At 29.1% G+C, this 20,019-nt stretch carries 18 protein-coding genes and 1 pseudogene; 10 read left to right on the top strand and 9 right to left on the bottom strand.

The window, feature by feature from the left end; translation table 11 throughout:
- Nucleotides 1-3 precede the first annotated feature (3 nt).
- The 10 genes from MBSPM3_RS01025 to MBSPM3_RS03285 all read left to right on the top strand — a co-directional run bounded on the left by MBSPM3_RS01025 (nt 4) and on the right by MBSPM3_RS03285 (nt 8,577).
- Nucleotides 4-2,019, top strand: coding sequence for a DNA topoisomerase subunit B (locus MBSPM3_RS01025; protein WP_069028151.1), 2,016 nt, complete (start codon nt 4-6; stop codon nt 2,017-2,019).
- A gap of 75 nt (nt 2,020-2,094) precedes the next feature.
- Nucleotides 2,095-4,602, top strand: a complete 2,508-nt coding sequence (gyrA, locus tag MBSPM3_RS01020; RefSeq protein WP_069028150.1) for a DNA gyrase subunit A — start codon at nt 2,095-2,097, stop codon at nt 4,600-4,602.
- Between the two features lie 94 nt (nt 4,603-4,696).
- A complete protein-coding gene (gene tsaE, locus MBSPM3_RS01015; RefSeq protein WP_069028149.1) occupies nt 4,697-5,197 on the top strand; it encodes a tRNA (adenosine(37)-N6)-threonylcarbamoyltransferase complex ATPase subunit type 1 TsaE in 501 nt (166 codons plus the stop codon).
- Between the two features lie 79 nt (nt 5,198-5,276).
- Nucleotides 5,277-5,867, top strand: coding sequence for a tRNA (adenosine(37)-N6)-threonylcarbamoyltransferase complex dimerization subunit type 1 TsaB (gene tsaB, locus MBSPM3_RS01010; RefSeq protein ID WP_069028148.1), 591 nt, complete (start codon nt 5,277-5,279; stop codon nt 5,865-5,867).
- A gap of 379 nt (nt 5,868-6,246) precedes the next feature.
- Complete coding sequence (locus MBSPM3_RS01005; RefSeq protein ID WP_069028147.1) at nt 6,247-6,741, top strand: hypothetical protein; 495 nt, start codon at nt 6,247-6,249, stop codon at nt 6,739-6,741.
- Nucleotides 6,738-6,950, top strand: coding sequence for a hypothetical protein (locus MBSPM3_RS01000; RefSeq protein WP_069028146.1), 213 nt, complete (start codon nt 6,738-6,740; stop codon nt 6,948-6,950). The genes MBSPM3_RS01005 and MBSPM3_RS01000 overlap by 4 nt, the downstream gene beginning before the upstream one ends.
- A 15-nt stretch (nt 6,951-6,965) precedes the next feature.
- Nucleotides 6,966-7,202 carry a hypothetical protein gene (locus tag MBSPM3_RS00995; RefSeq protein WP_069028145.1) on the top strand — a complete coding sequence of 79 codons (237 nt, stop codon included), beginning with the start codon at nt 6,966-6,968 and terminating at the stop codon, nt 7,200-7,202.
- 133 nt (nt 7,203-7,335) lie between these two features.
- The gene (locus tag MBSPM3_RS00990; RefSeq protein WP_069028144.1) at nt 7,336-7,806 is read left to right on the top strand and encodes an AAA family ATPase; all 471 of its coding nucleotides are present in this window, start codon (nt 7,336-7,338) and stop codon (nt 7,804-7,806) included.
- Between the two features lie 44 nt (nt 7,807-7,850).
- Nucleotides 7,851-8,231, top strand: coding sequence for an ATP-dependent metallopeptidase FtsH/Yme1/Tma family protein (locus MBSPM3_RS03290; RefSeq protein WP_069028143.1), 381 nt, complete (start codon nt 7,851-7,853; stop codon nt 8,229-8,231).
- 58 nt (nt 8,232-8,289) lie between these two features.
- On the top strand, nt 8,290-8,577 hold the full coding sequence (locus tag MBSPM3_RS03285; protein ID WP_069028142.1) for a hypothetical protein: 288 nt from the start codon (nt 8,290-8,292) through the stop codon (nt 8,575-8,577).
- A gap of 70 nt (nt 8,578-8,647) precedes the next feature.
- On the opposite strand, the gene tsaD is transcribed toward MBSPM3_RS03285, so the two are convergent.
- The 9 genes and pseudogenes from tsaD to MBSPM3_RS00930 form a co-directional block, all read right to left on the bottom strand.
- Nucleotides 8,648-9,634: a tRNA (adenosine(37)-N6)-threonylcarbamoyltransferase complex transferase subunit TsaD gene (tsaD, locus tag MBSPM3_RS00975; protein ID WP_069028141.1), complete on the bottom strand. Its 987-nt coding sequence runs from the start codon at nt 9,632-9,634 to the stop codon at nt 8,648-8,650.
- An 87-nt stretch (nt 9,635-9,721) separates the two neighbouring features.
- Complete coding sequence (gene folK / locus MBSPM3_RS00970; RefSeq protein WP_069028140.1) at nt 9,722-10,237, bottom strand: 2-amino-4-hydroxy-6-hydroxymethyldihydropteridine diphosphokinase; 516 nt, start codon at nt 10,235-10,237, stop codon at nt 9,722-9,724.
- 185 nt (nt 10,238-10,422) lie between these two features.
- Nucleotides 10,423-11,232 (bottom strand): annotated as a pseudogene (folP, locus tag MBSPM3_RS03155) (dihydropteroate synthase).
- Nucleotides 11,233-11,707: 475 nt separating this feature from the next.
- On the bottom strand, nt 11,708-12,307 hold the full coding sequence (locus MBSPM3_RS00955) for a hypothetical protein (RefSeq protein ID WP_069028138.1): 600 nt from the start codon (nt 12,305-12,307) through the stop codon (nt 11,708-11,710).
- A 217-nt stretch (nt 12,308-12,524) separates the two neighbouring features.
- Nucleotides 12,525-13,391: a DegV family protein gene (locus tag MBSPM3_RS00950; RefSeq protein WP_069028137.1), complete on the bottom strand. Its 867-nt coding sequence runs from the start codon at nt 13,389-13,391 to the stop codon at nt 12,525-12,527.
- 128 nt (nt 13,392-13,519) lie between these two features.
- On the bottom strand, nt 13,520-14,311 hold the full coding sequence (locus MBSPM3_RS00945; RefSeq protein ID WP_069028136.1) for a diadenylate cyclase: 792 nt from the start codon (nt 14,309-14,311) through the stop codon (nt 13,520-13,522).
- A gap of 190 nt (nt 14,312-14,501) precedes the next feature.
- Nucleotides 14,502-17,171 (bottom strand): magnesium-translocating P-type ATPase, encoded by a 2,670-nt coding sequence (mgtA, locus tag MBSPM3_RS00940; protein WP_069028135.1) that lies wholly within the window; start codon nt 17,169-17,171, stop codon nt 14,502-14,504.
- 357 nt (nt 17,172-17,528) lie between these two features.
- Complete coding sequence (rpsD, locus tag MBSPM3_RS00935; protein WP_069028134.1) at nt 17,529-18,125, bottom strand: 30S ribosomal protein S4; 597 nt, start codon at nt 18,123-18,125, stop codon at nt 17,529-17,531.
- Nucleotides 18,126-18,982: 857 nt separating this feature from the next.
- Nucleotides 18,983-19,936 (bottom strand): IS3 family transposase, encoded by a 954-nt coding sequence (locus MBSPM3_RS00930; RefSeq protein WP_069028133.1) that lies wholly within the window; start codon nt 19,934-19,936, stop codon nt 18,983-18,985.
- Nucleotides 19,937-20,019: the final 83 nt, after the last annotated feature.

Below are 20,019 nucleotides of genomic sequence, written 5' to 3'. Positions count from 1 at the left end.
CTTTTGAAAAATTACAATGCCGATAGTATTCAAATTTTAGAAGGTTTGGAAGCAGTTCGCAAACGACCAGGAATGTATATTGGTTCAACTGCTCAAAAAGGACTTCATCATTTAGTCTGGGAAATCGTTGATAATTCCATTGATGAAGCTTTAGCAGGACACGCTAACAATATTACTTTAGAAATCCTACCTGGAGAAATTATTAGTGTTTCTGACAACGGTAGAGGAATCCCAGTTGATATTCACACCAAAACAGGAAAACCAGCAGTAGAAACAATTCTAACTACTCTTCATGCTGGAGGAAAATTTGACAGTTCTTCTTACAAAGTTTCAGGAGGACTTCATGGTGTAGGAGCCTCTGTGGTAAATGCTCTTTCTACTTGGTTTACTGTAGAAATTCATCTCAATAAGCAAATCTATTTTCAAAAATACGAAAAAGGAATTGCAGTTTCGCCTTTGGAAGTAATTGGAAAAACTAACAAACGAGGAACTACTATCCAATTTTTAGCAGACCCTGAAATTTTCCAAGAAACTACCATTTATAACTTTGATACTCTCAAAGAAAGAATGCAACAATTATCTTTTTTAAACAAAGGTCTTAAATTAAACATTGCTGACAAAAGATACGAAAAAGAAACTGTTTTTAACTTTTGCCATGAAAAAGGTTTGCAAGACTACCTAGATTTTATTAACACTAGTCACAAACAAACTCCTTTTCACGAAATTTTTTATCTGGAAAAAGAATCCCAAAAACTAGCTTTTGAAATTGTCTTTGAATACACTACCAAAATTCGTCCCCCTAAAAAAGATGTACAAGGAAACGAAATAGAAGAAAAAGAAGGCAAAGATGATATTCCTAACTACACCCAAAGCCAAAAAATCTTTTCTTTTGTTAACAATATTCCTACTCATGAAGGAGGAACTCACGAAGAAGGCTTTAAACTAGCCCTAAACCGTGTTATTTCTAAATATGCTAAGGAATTCAATCTTTTAAAAAAAGACGAACATTTATTAAGTGAAGACATCTTAGAAGGAATTACTGCTATTATTTCTTTAAAACATCAAGACCCTCAATTTGAAGGACAAACTAAAGCCAAACTAGCAAATACTGAAGTAAGACAAATTACATCCCAATTATTTGGCGAATTTTTAGAAAAATATTTATTAGAACATCCCCAAGATTCAAGAAAAATAATTGATAAATGTCTTCTTTCTGCAAATGCCCGTCTAGCTGCTAAACGTGCTCGTGAAGTAGTAAGAAACAAACCCCTTGATTCTTTAGGTTTTGCCTCCAAATTAGCTGATTGTAGAAGTAAAGACCCTCATATTTCTGAACTCTACATTGTCGAAGGAGATTCAGCGGGCGGTTCTGCTAAACAAGGAAGAGACTCACGTTTTCAAGCTATCCTTCCTTTACGTGGTAAAGTCCTTAATGTAGAAAAAAGTCTAGATGCCAAAATTCTTACCAATAAAGAAATTAAATCCTTAATACAAGCAATTGGTGCAGGAATTAACATTGGTAAAGGCAAAGACTTTAATATGGATAAAATCCGTTATCACAAAATTATCATTATGACAGATGCCGATGTTGATGGAGCTCACATAAGAACTTTACTATTAACTTTCTTTTTCAGACATTTCCGTAAATTAATTGAAAAAGGCTACATCTATTTTGCTCGTCCTCCTTTATACAAATACCAAAAAGGAAAAGGCGCTCCAAAATATTTTTATGATGAAAAAGCCAAACAAACTTTTGCAAATAAAAACAACTTAAAAGATGGTTTCCAAAGATACAAAGGGCTTGGAGAAATGAATCCTAATCAACTTTGGGAAACAACTATGGACCCAGAAACTCGTACTCTTCTCAAAGCAAGCCTCAAAGATGCCCTTAATGCTTTAAGTGATGAAGAAGCCTTAATGGAAGCAGACCAAACTTTTAACATGTTAATGGGAGAAAAAGTCTTACCAAGAAAAAACTTCATCTTAGAAAAAGCCTTAGAAGCTGATTTAGACGTTTAATTATAAATAATTATTTTATACAACTAAAACTAACAAACTATAGCACTAAATAACAACTAAAAAAAGAGGTTAAAAATGAGCGACCAAAAAACTCAAAACAATGAAGCCAACAACCACAAAGACCACGATCATGGCAACATTCAAGAAGTAAACTTAAGCGAGGAGATGAAAAAATCCTTCTTAAGTTATGCAATGAGTGTAATTGTATCAAGAGCTTTACCAGACATTAAAGATGGCTTAAAACCAGTCCAAAGACGTATTTTATATAGTATGAAAGAATTAGGCGTCTACAGTCACGCAAGCTACAAAAAAGCAGCTCGTGTAGTTGGGGATGTTATGGGTAAATACCATCCTCATGGAGATTCAAGCATTTATGAGGCAATGGTAAGAATGGCTCAAGATTTTAGTTACCGTTATCCTTTAGTAGACGGTCATGGAAACTTTGGTTCAATTGATGGCGACAAAGCAGCAGCTATGCGTTATACTGAAGTTAAAATGGCAAAAATGGCAATGGAACTAATCAAAAACATTGACAAAGACACAATTGATTTTGTTGATAATTACGATGGTACTGAAAAAGAACCATTAGTGCTTCCAACAGCTCTTCCCAACTTATTAATTAACGGAGCTACAGGAATTGCAGTAGGAATGGCAACCAAAATACCTACTCATAATTTAGGCGAAGTCATTGATGGTTTAATTAACTACATTAATAATAAAGACATTTCCATTGATGAATTAATGCAACACATCAAAGGACCTGATTTTCCTACTGGTGGCGAACTTTTAGGCTTACAAAGTTTAAAAAGCGCTTATCACACCGGACAAGGAGCTGTTATCTTAAAGGCTAAAAGTCACGTTTCGGAAGAAAGAGGAAAAATTTCAATCATTGTTACAGAAATTCCTTATCAAGTCAAAAAAACTGATCTAATTGAAAAAATTGCTTTTCTAGTTAAAAACAAAATAGTAGAAGGAATCACAGACCTTAGAGACGAATCCAGTCGCAAAGGAATGAAAATTGTAATCGAACTTAAAAGAGACGCAAACAGTAAAATTATTCTTAACAAGCTTTACAAACATTCCCAATTAAGAATTTCTTTTGGTATCAATATGGTTGCCTTAGTTGGAAAAACTCCCCAATTAGTTTCTTTAAAACAAATCTTAGAAGCTTTTTTCAATTTCCGCATCGAAATTATTAACCGCCAAAAAAGCTTTGAACTCAAAAAAGCAAGCGCAAGAAAACATTTAGTAACAGCTCTTATCACTATTTTAGAAGACATCGAAACTGCTATTAAACTCATCAAAACTTCTACAGATGTCAAAGAAGCCCAAAGCAAATTAATGCAAAGATACAATTTTGATGAAATACAAAGCAAAGCCATTTTAGAAATGAGCCTCCAAAGACTTGCTAACCAAGAAACTCAAAAACTTATCACTGAAGAAAAAAACCTCACTCAAGAAATTTTAGAATGCCAAAGTATCATTGATTCCCAAAAGAAAAAAGAACGCATTTTAGAAAAAGAACTTCTAGAAATGAAGAAAAAATACCAAGATGACAGAAAAACTACCCTCAATTTTGATGCGCCCCTAAACTTTGAAGACGAAGACTTAATCGAAGAAAAACCTATCATTATTACAATTACTAACAAAGGCTACATCAAAAGCATGGATATTGATACTTACAAACAACAAAAAAGAGGTGGGCAAGGCGTTTCTGGTATGAAAATCTACGAAGAAGACTTTATTGAACATCTAGCAATTACTTCTACTCACGATTATCACTTATTTTTTACTAACAAAGGCAAAGTCTATCAACTCAAAGGCTACGAAATTCCTTTAGGTCAAAGACAATCCAAAGGGAGCCATCTTGTTAATTTCTTACCATTCGAAAAAGACGAATTTTTAACTTCTTTCACCAGTGTTAAAAACTTTGATCAATCCCAAGATTACTTATTCTTTGCTACCAAAAAAGGCATAGTCAAAAAAACACCTCTCAAAGAATACAGCCATATTTCCAAAAGAGGTCTTATTGCAATTAGGTTAAAAGAAAACGATGAAGTCCTTACAGTAAACAAAACCACAGGCACTAAAAATATCATTCTAGCATCTAACAATGGCAATGCTATTTGTTTTTGTGAAACCAAAATTAAAAGTATTAGTCGCAACAGCGTGGGTGTAATTGGAATGCGTCTTGGAAGTGATGAATTCTTAGTAGGAGCTGCTTTATTTGACACTGATTCCAAAGAACAAAACATTTTAGTAATGACTGAAAACGGCTTTGGAAAAATAACCAATGTCAACCAATACCGCATTCAAGCACGTAGTGGCAAAGGCTCTAAAACTATCAAAGTAAACGACCAAAAAGGAAGACTTATTACCCTACAAGTTGTCCTCCCTACAGATGATCTTATTGTTTCTTCTGACAAAGGACAAGTAGTAAGAGTAGCAATTGACCAAATTACCAAAACCAAAAACAAAGCTACCCAAGGAACGCGCATCATCAAATTAAAAACAGGTCATAAAGCAGTTTCAGTAGCGGTTGTCAAAAAAGAAGTACTTGATGTAGATGGCGTAGAAAATTAATTTTAAAACAACAACAAAAGACAAAACACCAAAGGAAAACTAACAAAGGTCTTATCATATTATTTTAATCTCATAATTAAAGGTCTAAACGCATATGAAAACCAAAATATATTTAGAAACAATTACTAATACCCCAAAAGAAACCCAAATATTAGGTTACAATTTAGGAAAAAAACTCATCAATCAAAAAAAAAACACTCCCAAAGAAAAACAAAGCAAAACAATCATTTTATTACAAGGCTCTTTGGGTTGTGGAAAAACTATCTTTACTAAGGGTTTTATTAAAAGTTTTGCCATCCTTCAAAATGTTTGTAGTCCTACTTTTGTCATTTCTAAAACCTACAAGAACAAATTGCATACTATTTATCATCTTGATTTATATCGCACAGGCCTTGAGACTGAATTTTTAGAAGAACTATTAGAAGACCTTACTTATCAAGATTTTGTTATAGTAGAATATTTTCAAAATTGCAGTTACATTTTTCCTGATTTTGCTTTTTTAGTAGAAATGACATTTTTAAATGAAACTCAAAGAAAAATTACCATCTATCAAAATAGCAACCTTGATAATAAAAATAAAAGTGGATCAAAATGATATGCAAAATACTTATTCCAAAATCAACCTTTAAATTTTTTTGCAAATCTCTAACCAAACTTTTGAAAGCGATACGACAATGAATCACAAAAACATTTTAATTCTAGATACTGCCACCAAAAGCCAAATAGTTATTTTAGTTATCCAAGGAAAAATTACTACTTTCAAATCCCGCCTTGGCAAAAACGATTATGTTCCTTGCATGATTCCTTTAATTGAAAGCGTCTTACAAGAAAATAATTTAGGTCTAAACAACTTAGATGCTTTAATAGTTGGTGTGGGTCCTGGTTCTTATACTGGCACTCGTGTAGCAGTTCTTACAGCCAAAATGTTAGCCTTCAACTTACAAATCCCTTTATACCAAATAAGCAGTCTATTACTTTTATCTAGTGGTTATTCTTATGCTTCGCTTACTCCTTTAATTGATGCTAGAAGTAATGCTTTTTTTGCTTTAAGCCTCAAAGAAACCCACATTTACTTAAACGAAGATAGATTTGAAAGCAGTTTCTTGCAATCTTTTCCTAATCATTTATTAATTGAACCAACTACTATCAAAATAGATTTTTGCACCATCAAACAATTTGCAAAAATTGTTTCTAATTGCCATTTATTAGTTCCTAACTACTTAACCAAAACCCAGGCAGAACTCAATTTAGAAAAAATCGATTGACAAAAAAAGTAAAAATATTTTTAAAAAATTAAATAATCCCAAAAAGAGACTTTTGAAGTCTCTTTTTTTTTATATATAAAATTGCAAGGAAACACTCATGATATACAGATTAGTGAGCAAAAACCTTGTTTGTTATTTTTTTTGTGATAAAATGACATTAATAGCAAGTTTTTTATTTTTTGAACTGCTGTGGCAAATTTGTAAAAAGATGGGGTTAAAAAATGTACATATAAAATAACAATTATTTTTTCATTTCAATATTTACTTTTTGGTTTTAAAAAAATATATATTATTATTTAATTTTTTTAGTTTTAATGATTACAATTATTTTTATTTTTTTTTAAAAAACATAAAATAAAAAAGGATCTATATTATAAAAATGAATAATGCAAAAAGAAAAAAATCATTTTATTTAAAAGTATCTAAATTATATTTATTAATTTCTTTATTATTTTTTATATTAAATATTACTTATGTTTTTGCAACAACTAATAAGGAAACACAAACATACACTTCATCCAGTAGAGCATATAAACCTCATAATGAAGGCGAAGAAAAACAAGTAGACTGGGAAAATCCTAATACTTGGGATAAAGTTTATGATTCTAATAATAAACAAATTTTACAAAGATATTTTAAAGAAGGCAGCGACGAAGATAACAAACAAGTTAATTGGGATCACGATAAAACTTGGGATAAAACGTATTATGATGGCAACTTTGCAGAAGAAGTTCAAGCTGAAGAATATATATTAACTGAAAGGCATCAACATATAACTACATTTTTTGTAATTTCAGTTGTTTTAATCATGTCTATTTTTTTTGTTTGGTTTTTGATTAAAAACACAAAAAATAAAAGAGGCCCACAAAAATGATTAGAAAAATTCCTCGCAAAAAATTAATTAAATTATTAGTTATCTTAACTTCTATTGCATTTTTAAGTTATTTAATTTATGATTTCAATCCCCAAGTTTTTAATAATCGTCCTTACCTTGATTACACCCAAGTAAGTAAAAAAATTGAAAATAAAGACTACAATCGCGAAATACGTTTATTTCAACACGAAACATTTTTAAGAAGCTAACCATATTTTATTTTATTGTTAACTGATAATAATAAAAAATGGCAATGTGTTATTAATGGAGGAGAACAATGGAAAAAAGTAAAAAAAGCTTTAGAACAAAAAAAAATAGAATATTCAGACCCCATCCAAGCACATCCTCATTATTTCAATATTATTACTAATTTTGGTTCTTCTTGTTTTAGTTTTATTTGGATATATTATATTGGTGGTAATTTATTCCGCCAAATGAAACTTACTAGAATGGCAAAATGAAAAATAAATACTGCAGGATACCAACCCATAAATTTTAATGATGTAGCAGGCAACAAAGAAGAAAAAGAAGAATTACAAGAAATAGTAGGTTTCTTAAAAAAATCCAAAACAATATCAAACATTGGAAGTTGTAATGCCTAAAGGAGTTATCTTTGAAGGACCTCCAGGTACAGGAAAAACCTTACTTGCAAAAGCCTTAGCTGGAGAAGCAGGTGTCCCTTTTTACGCCGTTGCTGGTTCTGAATTTGTCCAAATGTATGTTGGAGTTGGGGCAGCACGTGTAAGAAAACTCTTTGAAGAAGCTAGAGAAGCCTCCCCATGTATTATTTTTATTGATGAAATTGATGTTTTGGGAGGCAAAAGAAGTGAAGGAGATTTTGGAGGAAACAGCGAAAAAGACCAAACCCTAAATCAATTACTTACTGAAATGGACGGTTTCCACCAAACCAAAGGAATCGTAGTAATTGCAGCTACCAATAGAATAGATATTATAGATGATGCCTTACTACGTCCAGGAAGGTTTGACCGCAAAGTAACTGTTGGCTTGCCTGATTTAGAAGCAAGAGAAGCTATCTTAAAATACATACCAAAAAGAAAAAAATAGCTACTGATGTTGATTTATTACAAATAGCTAAAAGAACTCCCGGTATGTCAGGCGCAGAACTTGCAGCTATTGTAAATGAAGCTACCATCTTAGCTACTAAAAATAAACAATTAGAAGTTAATATGAAAGATTTAGAAGAATCCATTGACAAAGTGAGTATAGGTTCTGCCAAAAAATCACGCAAAACTGAAGAAAAAGAAAAAATCATGACAGCTTATCACGAAGCAGGGCATGCCGTTATTTTAATGAAACACCCTCATTCAGAATCCAAAGTAAGAACCATTATAATTACTCCAAGAGGAGGAGCTCTAGGTTATGTGTGGCACACTTCTGATAAAGAATATTTTAGTCAAACCGAAGATAAATTAAAATATACTATAGTTTGCTCTCTAGTGGAAGCAGCAGCCGAAGAACTTTTTTTGTAAATCTAGAACAAATGGAGTTTATTCAGATCTAAAATCAGTTACTCACATTGATTTTGGGATGGTTGCTTATTCTGGAATGAGTCCTTTAGGATATATTAATTTTGAACATTGTTCAGAACAAACTCGTTATCAAGTAGACCAAGAAGTTAAAAAAATAGTTGATGAATGTTATAAAACATCCAAAGAACTTTTAATAACTAATAAAACATTAGTTGAAAAAATAACCAAAGCTTTATTAGAAAAAGACACCCTCAACCAAAAAGAAGTTTATTCTTTAGATGAAAAAAATCAAACTCCAACAAAATCCAAAGCAAAAAGTAAACCAAAAATAACAAAAACCAAATAAAAAATAAAAGAGTTCTTTTGGGACTCTTTTTTTTGTTATATATTATATAAAAAAGGGGTATTATCAAAAATCAAAAAAACAAATTAGGATTTGCTGTAAGATCATATTTTTTAGAAGCTTTAGTAATTTGTTTCTGATAATACGCTGCAATACCTATCATAGCAGCTTGATCAGTACAATATTGCAAACTAGGAAAAATAACTTCCAAGTTAGCAAAAGATGCCATAAACTTTTGTCTTAAACCAGAATTAGAAGCAACTCCACCAGTAACAATTAATTGTTTAGCACGATATTTGTTTAAAGCTCTTTTAGTTTTTTCATATAAAACATCAATAACACTAGCTTGAAAAGAAGCGCACAAATCAGGAATGTGGATATCTTTTAGGTTTTGTTTCATCACTAAATTTACCAAAGTGCTTTTGAGTCCTGAAAAACTAAAATTCAGATTATCATTTTTTAAATAAGGGCGCACCAAATGATAAGTGTCTTTTCCTTGTTGGGCTAATTGATCAATCAAAGGTCCTCCAGGATAAGGCAGATTGAGGTTTTTAGCAATTTTATCATAAACTTCTCCTACTGCATCATCAAGAGTAGTGCCAAGAGGTTTGATTTGGAGGTGGTCCGTAAGATAAAAAAGATCGGTGTGTCCTCCAGAAACTAAAAGTACTAAGGCAGGAAAATTAATTTCATGTTCAATTTGAGCAGAATAGATATGCCCTAATAAATGATTTATTCCCAAAAGAGGCTTTTGATAAGTGTAGGCAAAAACATTAGCGGCGTTAATGCCAACTAGCAACGAACCTACCAAACCAGGTCCTTGGGTAACTGCTACTAAATCAATTTCTTGGGGGGTAAGGTTCGCTTCTTTAAGGGCTTGTTGTAATACCAAAGTCATAAATTGAATATGTTTTCTAGAAGCTATTTCAGGGACTACTCCACCAAAAATTTGATGATCTTTAATTTGAGAAAAAACTACATTAGAAAGTACTTTTTTACCATTTTGAGTAACTGCACAACTCGTTTCATCACAACTAGTTTCGATTGATAAAATATTCATATAATTTCCTTTTTACAATTTTATTTTTACATTAATAAATATAGTTTAAAATAATTAAGTTATCTAAAAATGAAACAGTTAGGTTTTTTAAAAAGAAGGTTGATACCATTGATTATTTTCAATTATTTTAACTGCATTTTGATCTAATTGGTTTTTCCATTCTAAAATAGTTTTGGTTTGTATTATTTGGTTAGGCAAAATATCTGCTAAGGGAGCAAGGACAAAAATTCTTTCTAACATATAGGGATGAGGAATAGTTAATTTAGGAGTTTTGCAAGTATGATTACCCAAAAACAAAATATCTAAATCAATAGTACGCAGTCCCCATAATTCCAGTCGTTTTCTTTTGAGTTTCATTTCTACAGATAATAAAAAATCTAAAAAAAGTAAGGGAGGTAGGAAAGTTTTGATAAGAGCAACAGCGTTTAAAAATAAAGGTTGGTCTGTTTTTCCCCAAGGAAGAGTTTCATACAAAGGAGAAACTTTCAAAACTTCGCATTGAGGATGCAAATTAATCATTTTTAAAGCAGTTTGTAAATTATTCTTTTTAGCTCCCAGATTACTACCAAGTCCTATGGCTGCTACATTGTTATTAAGTTTCATTGTTTTATACGTTCTTTACTTGGGTATAGTTATAAAAAATAGAAAAATGTTTGCAAAATATTTGTTTTTAGAAAAATATTTGATAAGTTTGACAAGTCATAAATTCTTTTTTTTAAAAATGTGTTTTATTTGCGTTTTTTATGTTGCAAAAATTAATGTTTTTCATTATTTTAAAAGGGATAATTTTAAAATATATTTAGGATAACAATATTTGTATTTTTTTTCATTAAAGTATCTGCTAAAAAAAGCAAACTATTTTTATTCATTTTGACATTATGTACTCGAAAAATCGAAGCTCCTTTAGTTCTTAACAAAAAATTAGCAGTGGCAGTAATGGCATCTAATGATTCTACTTGCAAAAGGCTTTCAGTTGGAATTATTGCTTTAAGAAATCTTTTACGTGAAAGACCTACCAATATGGGTAGTTCCATTTTAGTTAATTGATCAAATTCTTTTATAATATCAAAGTTTTCATCAATGTTTTTTTCAAAAACCAAACCCAGGGTCAATTACTATTGCCTCTGTTGCAATTTGGGCTTGTTTGGCAATTTCTAAGGAATGATTTAAAAAATAAAATTGGTCTTGCAAGGCATTAGAAAGTTTTTTGAGATTTCTGCGCCTGTATGCATAATACAAACACCTGCATTTAATGAGGCAATTGTTTGTGCCATTTGAGGATTTTGTTGCAAACCACAAACATCATTGATAATATGAGCTCCTGAATTAATGGCTAATTTAGCGATTTGAAAATGATAAGTATCAACAGAAATAATGGCTTTAGGATGGCGTGATAATTCTTTAATAACAGGCAAAATGCGTTTTTGTTCTTCTAAAGGAGTAATTGGGATTGCTCCTGGACGAGTAGATTCGCCTCCAACATCAATGATATCAGCACCTTCTTTGAGACAACGAAGAGCATGATTAACTGCTTTTTGAGTAGTAAAATGTTGGTTCCCATCTGAAAAAGAATCAGGAGTAACATTAATAATTGCCATAATTAAGGCTTTATGAGAACTTTCAATTTGGTGGTTGTGAGCCAGTTTCCATATTTTAGGGTGTTTGGAATAGAAATTAATTGTTTGATTGTTAAGTCCCATCATAAACTTGGTTACCTTTATATCTATGTTTTATAATTTTAAGAATTGGAATAAAGTTATTTTGCCCAAAGATGTTTATTATTAAAGAGGGTTGCCAAAAGACAAAAAAATGTTTTTTCATCAATTAATTTTAGAAAAAAATAATAAGGCTAGGGGGGGTTATTAAAATAGATATTTTTATAACAAATTAATCTTTTTCTAAAATAAATGTCAAGAAAAAAAAGAAAAGACCGTGCTGATACGGTCTTCGCTTATTTGAAAATTAAGTATTGAAATAAATAAGCAATTTATATAATTTAAAATTTTAAAGGAGCTTAAAATTAAAAATAGTTGTTACTTGCAAATCACAAATAATAAAAATAGCAAAACAATATTATGGTTTTTGTATGTTATATTTTATCTGTAATTTTTTTTCTTTAGTTTGGAATCCAGAAGGAAAAACTTTAGAAGCATAAATGGTAAATTGAACAATAATTTTTTTTAAATTACCGTTTTGATCAATAATAACTGGTTTATTTTTATTGTCATAAGAAACAAAACTTTGTTTAGGTTGTTCTTTGTATTTCCATAAAATCTGAACATTAAAAAAATCTTTTAATTGTTCGTTTAAATCAAGGTTTTCAAAAAAATAATTAATATCTAGTTTGGTATTTTTTCCGTTTATAAAAGTTAATTTGTCATTTTGAGTTTTTAGAGTAGCTTCTTGTTCAAAAATAACTCTATCTGTTTGTTCTGTTGTCATTAAAAAATTATGTTCTGCAGGAACTAAAAATTTTTTATTGGTGTCGTGAAGATCTGCGGGTTGGGAAACTGACAATTCTGCAGGAGCAGCAATTTTTAATCCAAAATTACTATCCTTTTTTAATTTATGCCAATCTTCTATAGCATAAGCGATGGTTGTAATAAAAAAAATTAATACTAAAACCAAAAGTATTTTGAAAAAAAGTTTTTTTCTTTGGTAAAATATAGACACTTATTTGGTTCTTTCTAACATCAAGGATATAAAAATATAATGTAACTAAAATATAGCTACAATTTTATTGTATCTTAAAATAGCCAAAAAGATAATCAAAAATATTGTTTAAGTGTTTTTTAAAGGTGGGTTTTAAAAGTTTTTGGGATAAAAAGTTTTGACTGTTCTAAAACTTTAAACAAAATAAGGGATTAAAAATAATGCATTCCATTATAAGTTAATCTGTAATTTCGTTAAGATAAAATCCAAATCCTTTATAGCCAATATGAGCTGCTACTACAGGAGAAATAGCACCATAAAGAGTAGCTTTAATTTGGGGGTTAGCTAAGTTTGTGATTTGTGCTAAAAGTTCTTTGGCATCTTTGTCATCATCTACATAAATAACTTGAATATCAAGTTTATTATTTGCAGTTTTGTGTTCTAATATTTTTTTAAGACAATAATTAAAACAGTTTTTTAAGTTTCTTACTTTTTTTTCAATTGATAACACTCCTTGTTGAAATTTTAAAATAGGATGTATTTTCAAAAGATTGCCAATTAAAAATCTAAATTTGGAGATACGTCCATTATAAGCTAATATTTTTAAATTATTAACAGTGCATAACAAAAAGCCTTTTAGTTTTTCTTCATTGATTTTATCAGTGATTGTTTGAGGGCAAACATCAGGGTTTTGAGTAAGCCAATCATTGATTCTTTGTAATAAAAAATAAACTCCAGGACCAATATTTTGAGTATCAATAACAGTAATATTAGGATTGTTAAGCATTTTTTTAGCTAAAAGAGCACTATTATGAGTACCACTTAGTTTACTGGATAAAGTTAAACAAATAACGTGTTTATATCCTAAGTCAAATTGTTCCTTGAAAGCTTTAATAAAAAGCTCTGGATTGGGTTGGCTGGTAGTTACTTTTTGTTTGTTTTCAATAAAATTTAGTAAAGTGGTATTGTCAATGGCACCATCCATATAGCTAGTTTCTCCAACAATTAATGTTAAAGGCACTACTGAAATATCTTCAAAAAAGTTTTTGCCATAAGTATTCCCGCAAGTAGAATCAACTACAATGCCTAATTTTCGTTTATTCATTTATTTGTTTCCTTTTCGTCTTTGATTGGTATATTTGGTTTGGGGGTTGAGGTTAGTTGAGATTGTTTTATTTTATAAAATGGGGTTGTATTTTATTTATTTTGTATTTTGAAGAATTTTTATTTTAATTAATTCATAAAAATAGCTAAATATTCTTTAAGTTTTTCTTGTTCATTAGTTTGAAACATCATCCCTTCTAAAGCAATAGAAATATTTCCTGTTTCCTCAGAGACAACAATTGTCATACTATCTGTAGTTTCGCTAATCCCTAAAGCTGCACGGTGACGCGAACCAGTTTTTTTGTCTAAGGAATCAGTTGATGAAGACAAGGTAAAATAGGCACTAGCGCACAAAATTTTATCTCCTCTAATAATAACTGCTCCATCGTGTAAAGGTGTGTTGAGAGCAAAGATGTTTAATAACAATTCTTTAGAAACATTACCATCAATTAAGATAGCTTTTTGGGCGTATTGTTCCAAAGTATTATTTTTTTCAATCGTAATTAAGGCTCCTATTTTACGAGAAGCAAGTTCTAAAGTAGCTTTAATAATTTCTTTTTGGGTATTATCTCCACCCATAAAAAAGTTTTTTCGTTTGATGTTCCAATGCTTAGACCAATTATTAAAAGCAACTCTTAAATAAGGAGCTTTGATGATGATGATACTAGTTAGAATAAAATTTAATAAACAATCATAAATGTTTTTAGAAATATCTAAACTAAGATATCTTTTAAAAATAGGTTCAACAAAAGTATCATGGTAGCTTTTCAAACAATAAACAAGGGAAAATAACAGCAAAAATAAAAATACCATATTTAAAACTTGATATTTGCGTAAGAAAAAATGAAAAACAATAAAGATACACAAAAACAAAAAAACTGTCCATAAAGGAGAAGTGCCAAACATAGAAATTCCTTTCAAAAATGATTATGATTGATAAATTGCAAAATTTAGGAGGAGAAAAAAGGGGCGATATTAGAAAGCAAAACAATCAATTTATAATTAATTTTTAGCAAGCAAAAAACCAAAGCAAACCATTTTATTTTGAAATAATAAATTTTGAAATAATAAAATAATACAATAATAAAATAACGAAATTAGTTAATACAATTTATAATAATTTTTTGTGTTTTTGAATAAAGATTTTTTTAGCCCATATCATAACTAATGAATAAATAACTACTAAAAATAACAAAAAGGAAAAAATTGTAGGTTTTTCAAAAATTGATTTATCTAAATTAAGGGCTTGACTTACAATAGGCATTAAAGGAAGGAAAGTAGTAATTACCAAACCTAAACAACAACATGCCATAATAAGGAAAGAAGGAAGGTTTTTTTGATTGTTTTTAGCAATAATTTTGTCAGTTCGCAGTAAGAAAAGGGTTAATGTTTGTGACCACATTGAAAAAATAAACCAACTAGTTTGAAATAATTGTGGACTTTGGGATAAGTTTTTTAAAATAAATTTCATTCCACTTAAAAAAGCCACATCCAATAAGAAAGAAAAAAAACCAAACCATAACATAAAACTTTTAATACTTGCAAAATCCCATTTGCGTGGTTTTTGTAAATAAATATCATCAACATTATCAAAAGGAATAGCAAAACAAATCAAATCATAGATAAGGTCTAAAAATAAAACTTGTAAAACTATCATAGGTTGAAAATTAAGACATAAACTAGCAAGCAAAATACTGAGGGAATTGGCAAAATTAGAAGATAGAGTAAATTTAATGTATTTAAGGGCGTTAGTATAGGTTTTTCTTCCTTCTACAACTCCTTGTTCTAAAACGATAAGTTGTTTTTCTAACAAAATAATATCTGCAATTTCTTTAGTAATTTCAGCACCACTATCAACACAAATACCTAAATTAGCTTGTTTCATAGCATAAGCATCGTTAATTCCGTCACCCATAAAAGCAACGATATTGCCTTTTTGTTTAAAAACAGATACAATTCTTGCTTTTTGTTCGGGGGATAATTTAGTAAAAAGATTAGTTTTTTGAGAAGCTTCGTAAAGAGCATCATCACTTAAATTATCGATGATACTTCCTTGAAGACAATAAGTTGTTTGAATATTTAATTTTTGGGCAATAGCTTTGGTAAGAATATCGTTGTCTCCTGTAAGGATTTTAACAATAATACCTTTTTGTTGCAAAGAGGCAATAGTTTGGGTTGAACTTTCTTTAATAGGGTCTAAAAAAGTAAGCAATCCGATTAGAACCATTGATTTTTCTTCAATTTGTCCAGGAGTAAAACAGGGTTGTTGTTTGGGATTTGAGATAAGTTTTTGGGCTACTCCAACTACGCGATAACCTTTTTGATTATAAGTTATGGTTTTTTGCAGAACTATTTGTTTGCTTTGGTCACTTAAAGGAACAACTTTGCCTTCAAGTTCTACATGATCACAAATAGCAAGTATTTCTTCAATTGCTCCTTTAGTAATCATTTGTTGTTTTTGGGAAACATCTTGTATTACTACACTCATTTTTCTTCTTTTAAAATCAAAAGGAATTTCATCAATTTTGGTAAATTGCTCGGTGATTCCTTGTAAAGAAGGATGTAGAGTTTGGGCATTATTTGTTTTGGTAATAATGGCTTTATCAATTAAACTTTTAAGCCCTGTTTGAAAAAAACTATTCAGATAGGCATGACGCAAAACACGGATATCTTCGTTGCCATTAAGGTCTAAGAAATTTTCCAAAAAGATTTGGTCTTCGGTAAGGGTTCCTGTTTTGTCAGTAAATAAAATATTCATTGCTCCAAAACTAGAAATAGCATTTAGGTTTTTAACAATTACTTTGCGCTTGGATAAAGCAACAATTCCTTTAGAAAAAGAAGTAGCAACAATTAGGGGAAGCATTTTAGGAGTAAGTCCAAAGGCAATAGTAAGAGCAAAAAGAAATGATTGTAATAAAGTATTTTGAGGTTTTTTAAAGTTGAATAAAAATACTAAAGGCACCATTAAACAAATACATATCATAAGTAATTTAGCAATGGTATTAATACTTTGATCTAAGTGTGAAAGGGATTTTTTTTTAGTAATTTCCTGGCTGATATTACCTAAATAAGTATCTTTTCCGGTGACTAAAACAATACCTGTAGCATAACCAGAAATAACAGTTGAACCTGCTAAAACTAATTTAGGATCGTCTAAAATAGTTTCACTTTGTAAAAAATCACACGCCATTTTTTCTACTGGTTCTGATTCACCAGTAAAAGTAGTAGTTTTTACAAAAAAATCTTTAGTTTCTAATAATTTAATATCAGCTGGAATAATATCTCCTGCCGAAAGAATAACAATATCTCCTCTTACTACTTCTTCTAAAGCGATTTCCAATTTAGAATTATTTCGTTTAACTGCAGTTGTATTTTGTACCAAAGTTTTTAATTGAGAAGTAATTTTTAAATGTTTACTTTCTTGACTAAATTGGACAATGACAGAACCCAAAAACATTAAAATAGTAGTTATAATAGTAGCATAACTTCTATTTTCTGGACTGGGAGTAAGAACATCATTAACCAAAGAAATAAGAGTTAAAATTAATAAAACAATATTAAAAGGAGTAATTGCAATTTGGAGTAATTGTTTAGTAAAAATGGTTTTGATTTCTTGGGATAAAATATTTTTACCATACAAACTTTGATGCAACATTACTTGATTTTGATCTAATCCTTGCAAAGAAGAATTAAGGGTTTGTAGAGTTTGTTCTTGGGATTTTTGACTCATAGTTTTTAAAAAATCAATTGTTTCTTGGCGTTTTAAATTTACTTTTTTCATATTAATCAATTCCTTTTTTGAGATTTTTAAAAGTTAAAAGTTAATCAAAAAACAATTAAAAACTGAAACTTTAATAATTGATAATTAGGGTAAAATGTTAATATTATAATATAAAAAGCTATGTTTATTATAGACAATAAGTTTTTTTGGTAGTTTTTTGGGTGGGGGGTTGTGTTAGTTTATATATACTATTATATTTGTTTTATAATTATTATTTTATGTAATTAGTTATCTTAATTATGGATTATTAATAAATAAATTAGTTTTGGTTGTTTTTTATTATACAATGACAACTAATTAACTACTATTTTATATATTCCAAATACACAAAAAACACCCTATTAAAGGGCGTTTAGGTTATCTATTATAATATTCAACTATTAATTGTTCGTTAATATCTGGTAAAAATTCGTTTCTTTGAGGGTATCTTACATATTTACCCACTAATTCTTTATCTAAAGAAACATAATCTGCGCGAACAAACTTACTATTTACAGCTTCTTGGACAATATTTAGATTTTTAGATTTTTCTCTTAAAGTAACTGTTTGCCCTGGTTTTAAACGATAAGAAGCAATATCTACTTTTTTTTCATCTACTAAAATATGACCGTGATTAGCTAATTGTCTTGCTTGAGCTCTTGTTTTGGCAAATCCTAAACGATAAACTATATTATCAAGACGAGATTCTAATAGTACTAAAAACATTTCACCATGAATCCCTTTTAGTTTGCTTGCATTATCAAAAGTTTTGCGAAATTGCTTTTCTGATACACCGTAAGTAAAACGTAATTTTTGTTTTTCTTGCAATTGAAGCCCATAATCACTTAATTTAACTTTTTTTTGACCGTGTTGTCCTGGACCATAAGCTCTTTTGCGTAATTCTTTTCCAGTTTCTGAAACCGAATAATTAAGGCGTCTTGAAACTTTCCAAAGTGAACCTGTATAACGTGACATTTGTAAACTCTCCTTTTTTAAGGTAAGTTTGTGTAACCAAATAATTAATAATCACCTGCTTTCTTTTCTTTCTTAAACAGCAAAGAATTACTTAGAAAAGCCTCTAAAAGGCAAAGGATTAGTTTAATTATTTTAGCTACATCTGTTTTACCATCACTAATATTTTATAAAAAAAAGATGAAATAGTCAAGTGTTTTAGTGATTTTCTTTTAATTTTAGTTAATTTGGAAGATGTTTTTTATTTATAGTTAGTTATTTGGATATAAAAACCCCAAACTAAGTAAATAGTTTGAGGTTGTAATTATAAATGATGTTTTATTATTTTGCAGTTAATGAATTATTTTTTATATTTTGTTTTGATTCTAATTGTTCTTCTAATAATATTTTTTCTTTTAACAATTTATTATTAGGTAAATAAACAAATAGCAAATAGCAACTAACTATCAATACAAAAAGAATAAAATCATAATACATCAATAAATAATTTATCTTGGGAATATTTAATGTTTATGATGAACCTTTTGCGCTGTTCTGTTTTTTTAGACAACTTTTGTCTTTTAATTTTTCTTTAAAACTAAAAAAATTAATTGATAATTTCATATCTTTTCAAACTAAAGAAATATTTTTTTAAATTTCAAAAAGTGTATAAACTTTTTTTTAATAATTCATTAGTTTCAAAAGATATTTTTTTGTCATATTTTACCTCTTCACTATATAGGTAGGTAAAAAAAGTTAAAAACTCATATACAAAATGAAAATAAAATTATTTTTTTACGTAATTATGTTGTTTTGGTGAAAAAATGCGCAAAAAGGTAACCTTTTTTTCAAGGTTAAATGTTGATGAAATAAAAAAATATTTATCTAAGATTTTGGGAATATTGGATTGGTGATAAGTAATTTAATTTAGCTAAAATCCATTTGTTATTCCAAAATTTAGGAAATTGATTGATTATTTTTTTAACATTTTCGGCTGATTTGAGGAATAAAAAAGGATGTTGGTTTTGTAATATACTTTTCATTTGACCGAAAAAGTTTTCAATAACCGCATTATCACGGGGGGTGGCTTTTCTTGACATGCTTATCAAAAAACCTTTTTTAGTTAGTGTTTGTTGGACTTTTTGCGATTGATAAACTGTACCTTGATCGGAATGAATGATGCATGGTTTTTTTAATTTAGGTAATTTTTTGATGGTGTTCAGAACCAATTCTTTATTTTGGTGTTTTGAGGTGTGGAAAGCAACAATTTGGTTGTTGAAAGAGTCTATGATGCAAGAAAAATATAAAAAACCTTGTGGAGTTTTGAAATAAGTTATGTCAGTGAATAGTTTTTGTGTTGGTGATGTTGTTATAAAGTCTTGATTAATTAAATTATCTACTACTTGTAAATTAGGTTTTAAATTGTTTTTATATTGATATTTATGTTTTTTAATTTTTAAACGGCAACAAATGCCGTTTTCTTTCATAATATTGTAAATTTTTTTCTTAGTGATTATTTCATTAAAAGTTTTTTGGTATAAATCAGTAATTTTGCGATGACCGTACAAATATTGTTCGTGTAAACATAAAGCTTTAATGCGATTTTGTTGTAATAAGTGTTTTTCTTCTTTGACTTTTATTTTATTTTTGACTTTCAACCAATAATAATAAGTACTTCTTTTAATTTGAATGGTTTTTAGTATCGTGGTTAAATGTAATTCATTTTTAAATTCTTTGACTAAATTTAAAATATTTTTTTTATCAGTCTTGCAAGCAACTTGAATAAAATTTTGTAATAATTTTTTAATTTGTTGGGTTCGTTTGTTGTTTTCCATGGTTAAAATTATTATTTCCTTTTCATATTATTTATTATAACTCTTAAAGATTACATTTAAAAAATTTAGCTTTAATAATTTAA

The organism is Candidatus Phytoplasma zeae, assembly GCF_001712875.1.
GTDB classification, from domain to species: Bacteria; Bacillota_I; Bacilli_A; order Acholeplasmatales; family Acholeplasmataceae; genus Phytoplasma; species Phytoplasma asteris.
This window is presented reverse-complemented; position numbering and strand designations above follow the sequence as displayed.

What these genes read in the sequence shown, in the direction of transcription:
- tsaD (WP_069028141.1), bottom strand. Translation starts at nt 9,634, where the DNA reads ATGAATATTTTATCAATCGAAACTAGTTGTGATGAAACGAGTTGTGCA.
- MBSPM3_RS00990 (WP_069028144.1), top strand. Translation starts at nt 7,336, where the DNA reads ATGCCTAAAGGAGTTATCTTTGAAGGACCTCCAGGTACAGGAAAAACC.
- tsaE (WP_069028149.1), top strand. Translation starts at nt 4,697, where the DNA reads ATGAAAACCAAAATATATTTAGAAACAATTACTAATACCCCAAAAGAA.
- rpsD (WP_069028134.1), bottom strand. Translation starts at nt 18,125, where the DNA reads ATGTCACGTTATACAGGTTCACTTTGGAAAGTTTCAAGACGCCTTAAT.
- MBSPM3_RS03285 (WP_069028142.1), top strand. Translation starts at nt 8,290, where the DNA reads ATGGTTGCTTATTCTGGAATGAGTCCTTTAGGATATATTAATTTTGAA.
- folK (WP_069028140.1), bottom strand. Translation starts at nt 10,237, where the DNA reads ATGAAACTTAATAACAATGTAGCAGCCATAGGACTTGGTAGTAATCTG.
- MBSPM3_RS01000 (WP_069028146.1), top strand. Translation starts at nt 6,738, where the DNA reads ATGATTAGAAAAATTCCTCGCAAAAAATTAATTAAATTATTAGTTATC.
- mgtA (WP_069028135.1), bottom strand. Translation starts at nt 17,171, where the DNA reads ATGAAAAAAGTAAATTTAAAACGCCAAGAAACAATTGATTTTTTAAAA.
- MBSPM3_RS01005 (WP_069028147.1), top strand. Translation starts at nt 6,247, where the DNA reads ATGAATAATGCAAAAAGAAAAAAATCATTTTATTTAAAAGTATCTAAA.
- MBSPM3_RS00950 (WP_069028137.1), bottom strand. Translation starts at nt 13,391, where the DNA reads ATGAATAAACGAAAATTAGGCATTGTAGTTGATTCTACTTGCGGGAAT.
- MBSPM3_RS03290 (WP_069028143.1), top strand. Translation starts at nt 7,851, where the DNA reads ATGTCAGGCGCAGAACTTGCAGCTATTGTAAATGAAGCTACCATCTTA.
- gyrA (WP_069028150.1), top strand. Translation starts at nt 2,095, where the DNA reads ATGAGCGACCAAAAAACTCAAAACAATGAAGCCAACAACCACAAAGAC.
- tsaB (WP_069028148.1), top strand. Translation starts at nt 5,277, where the DNA reads ATGAATCACAAAAACATTTTAATTCTAGATACTGCCACCAAAAGCCAA.
- MBSPM3_RS00930 (WP_069028133.1), bottom strand. Translation starts at nt 19,936, where the DNA reads ATGGAAAACAACAAACGAACCCAACAAATTAAAAAATTATTACAAAAT.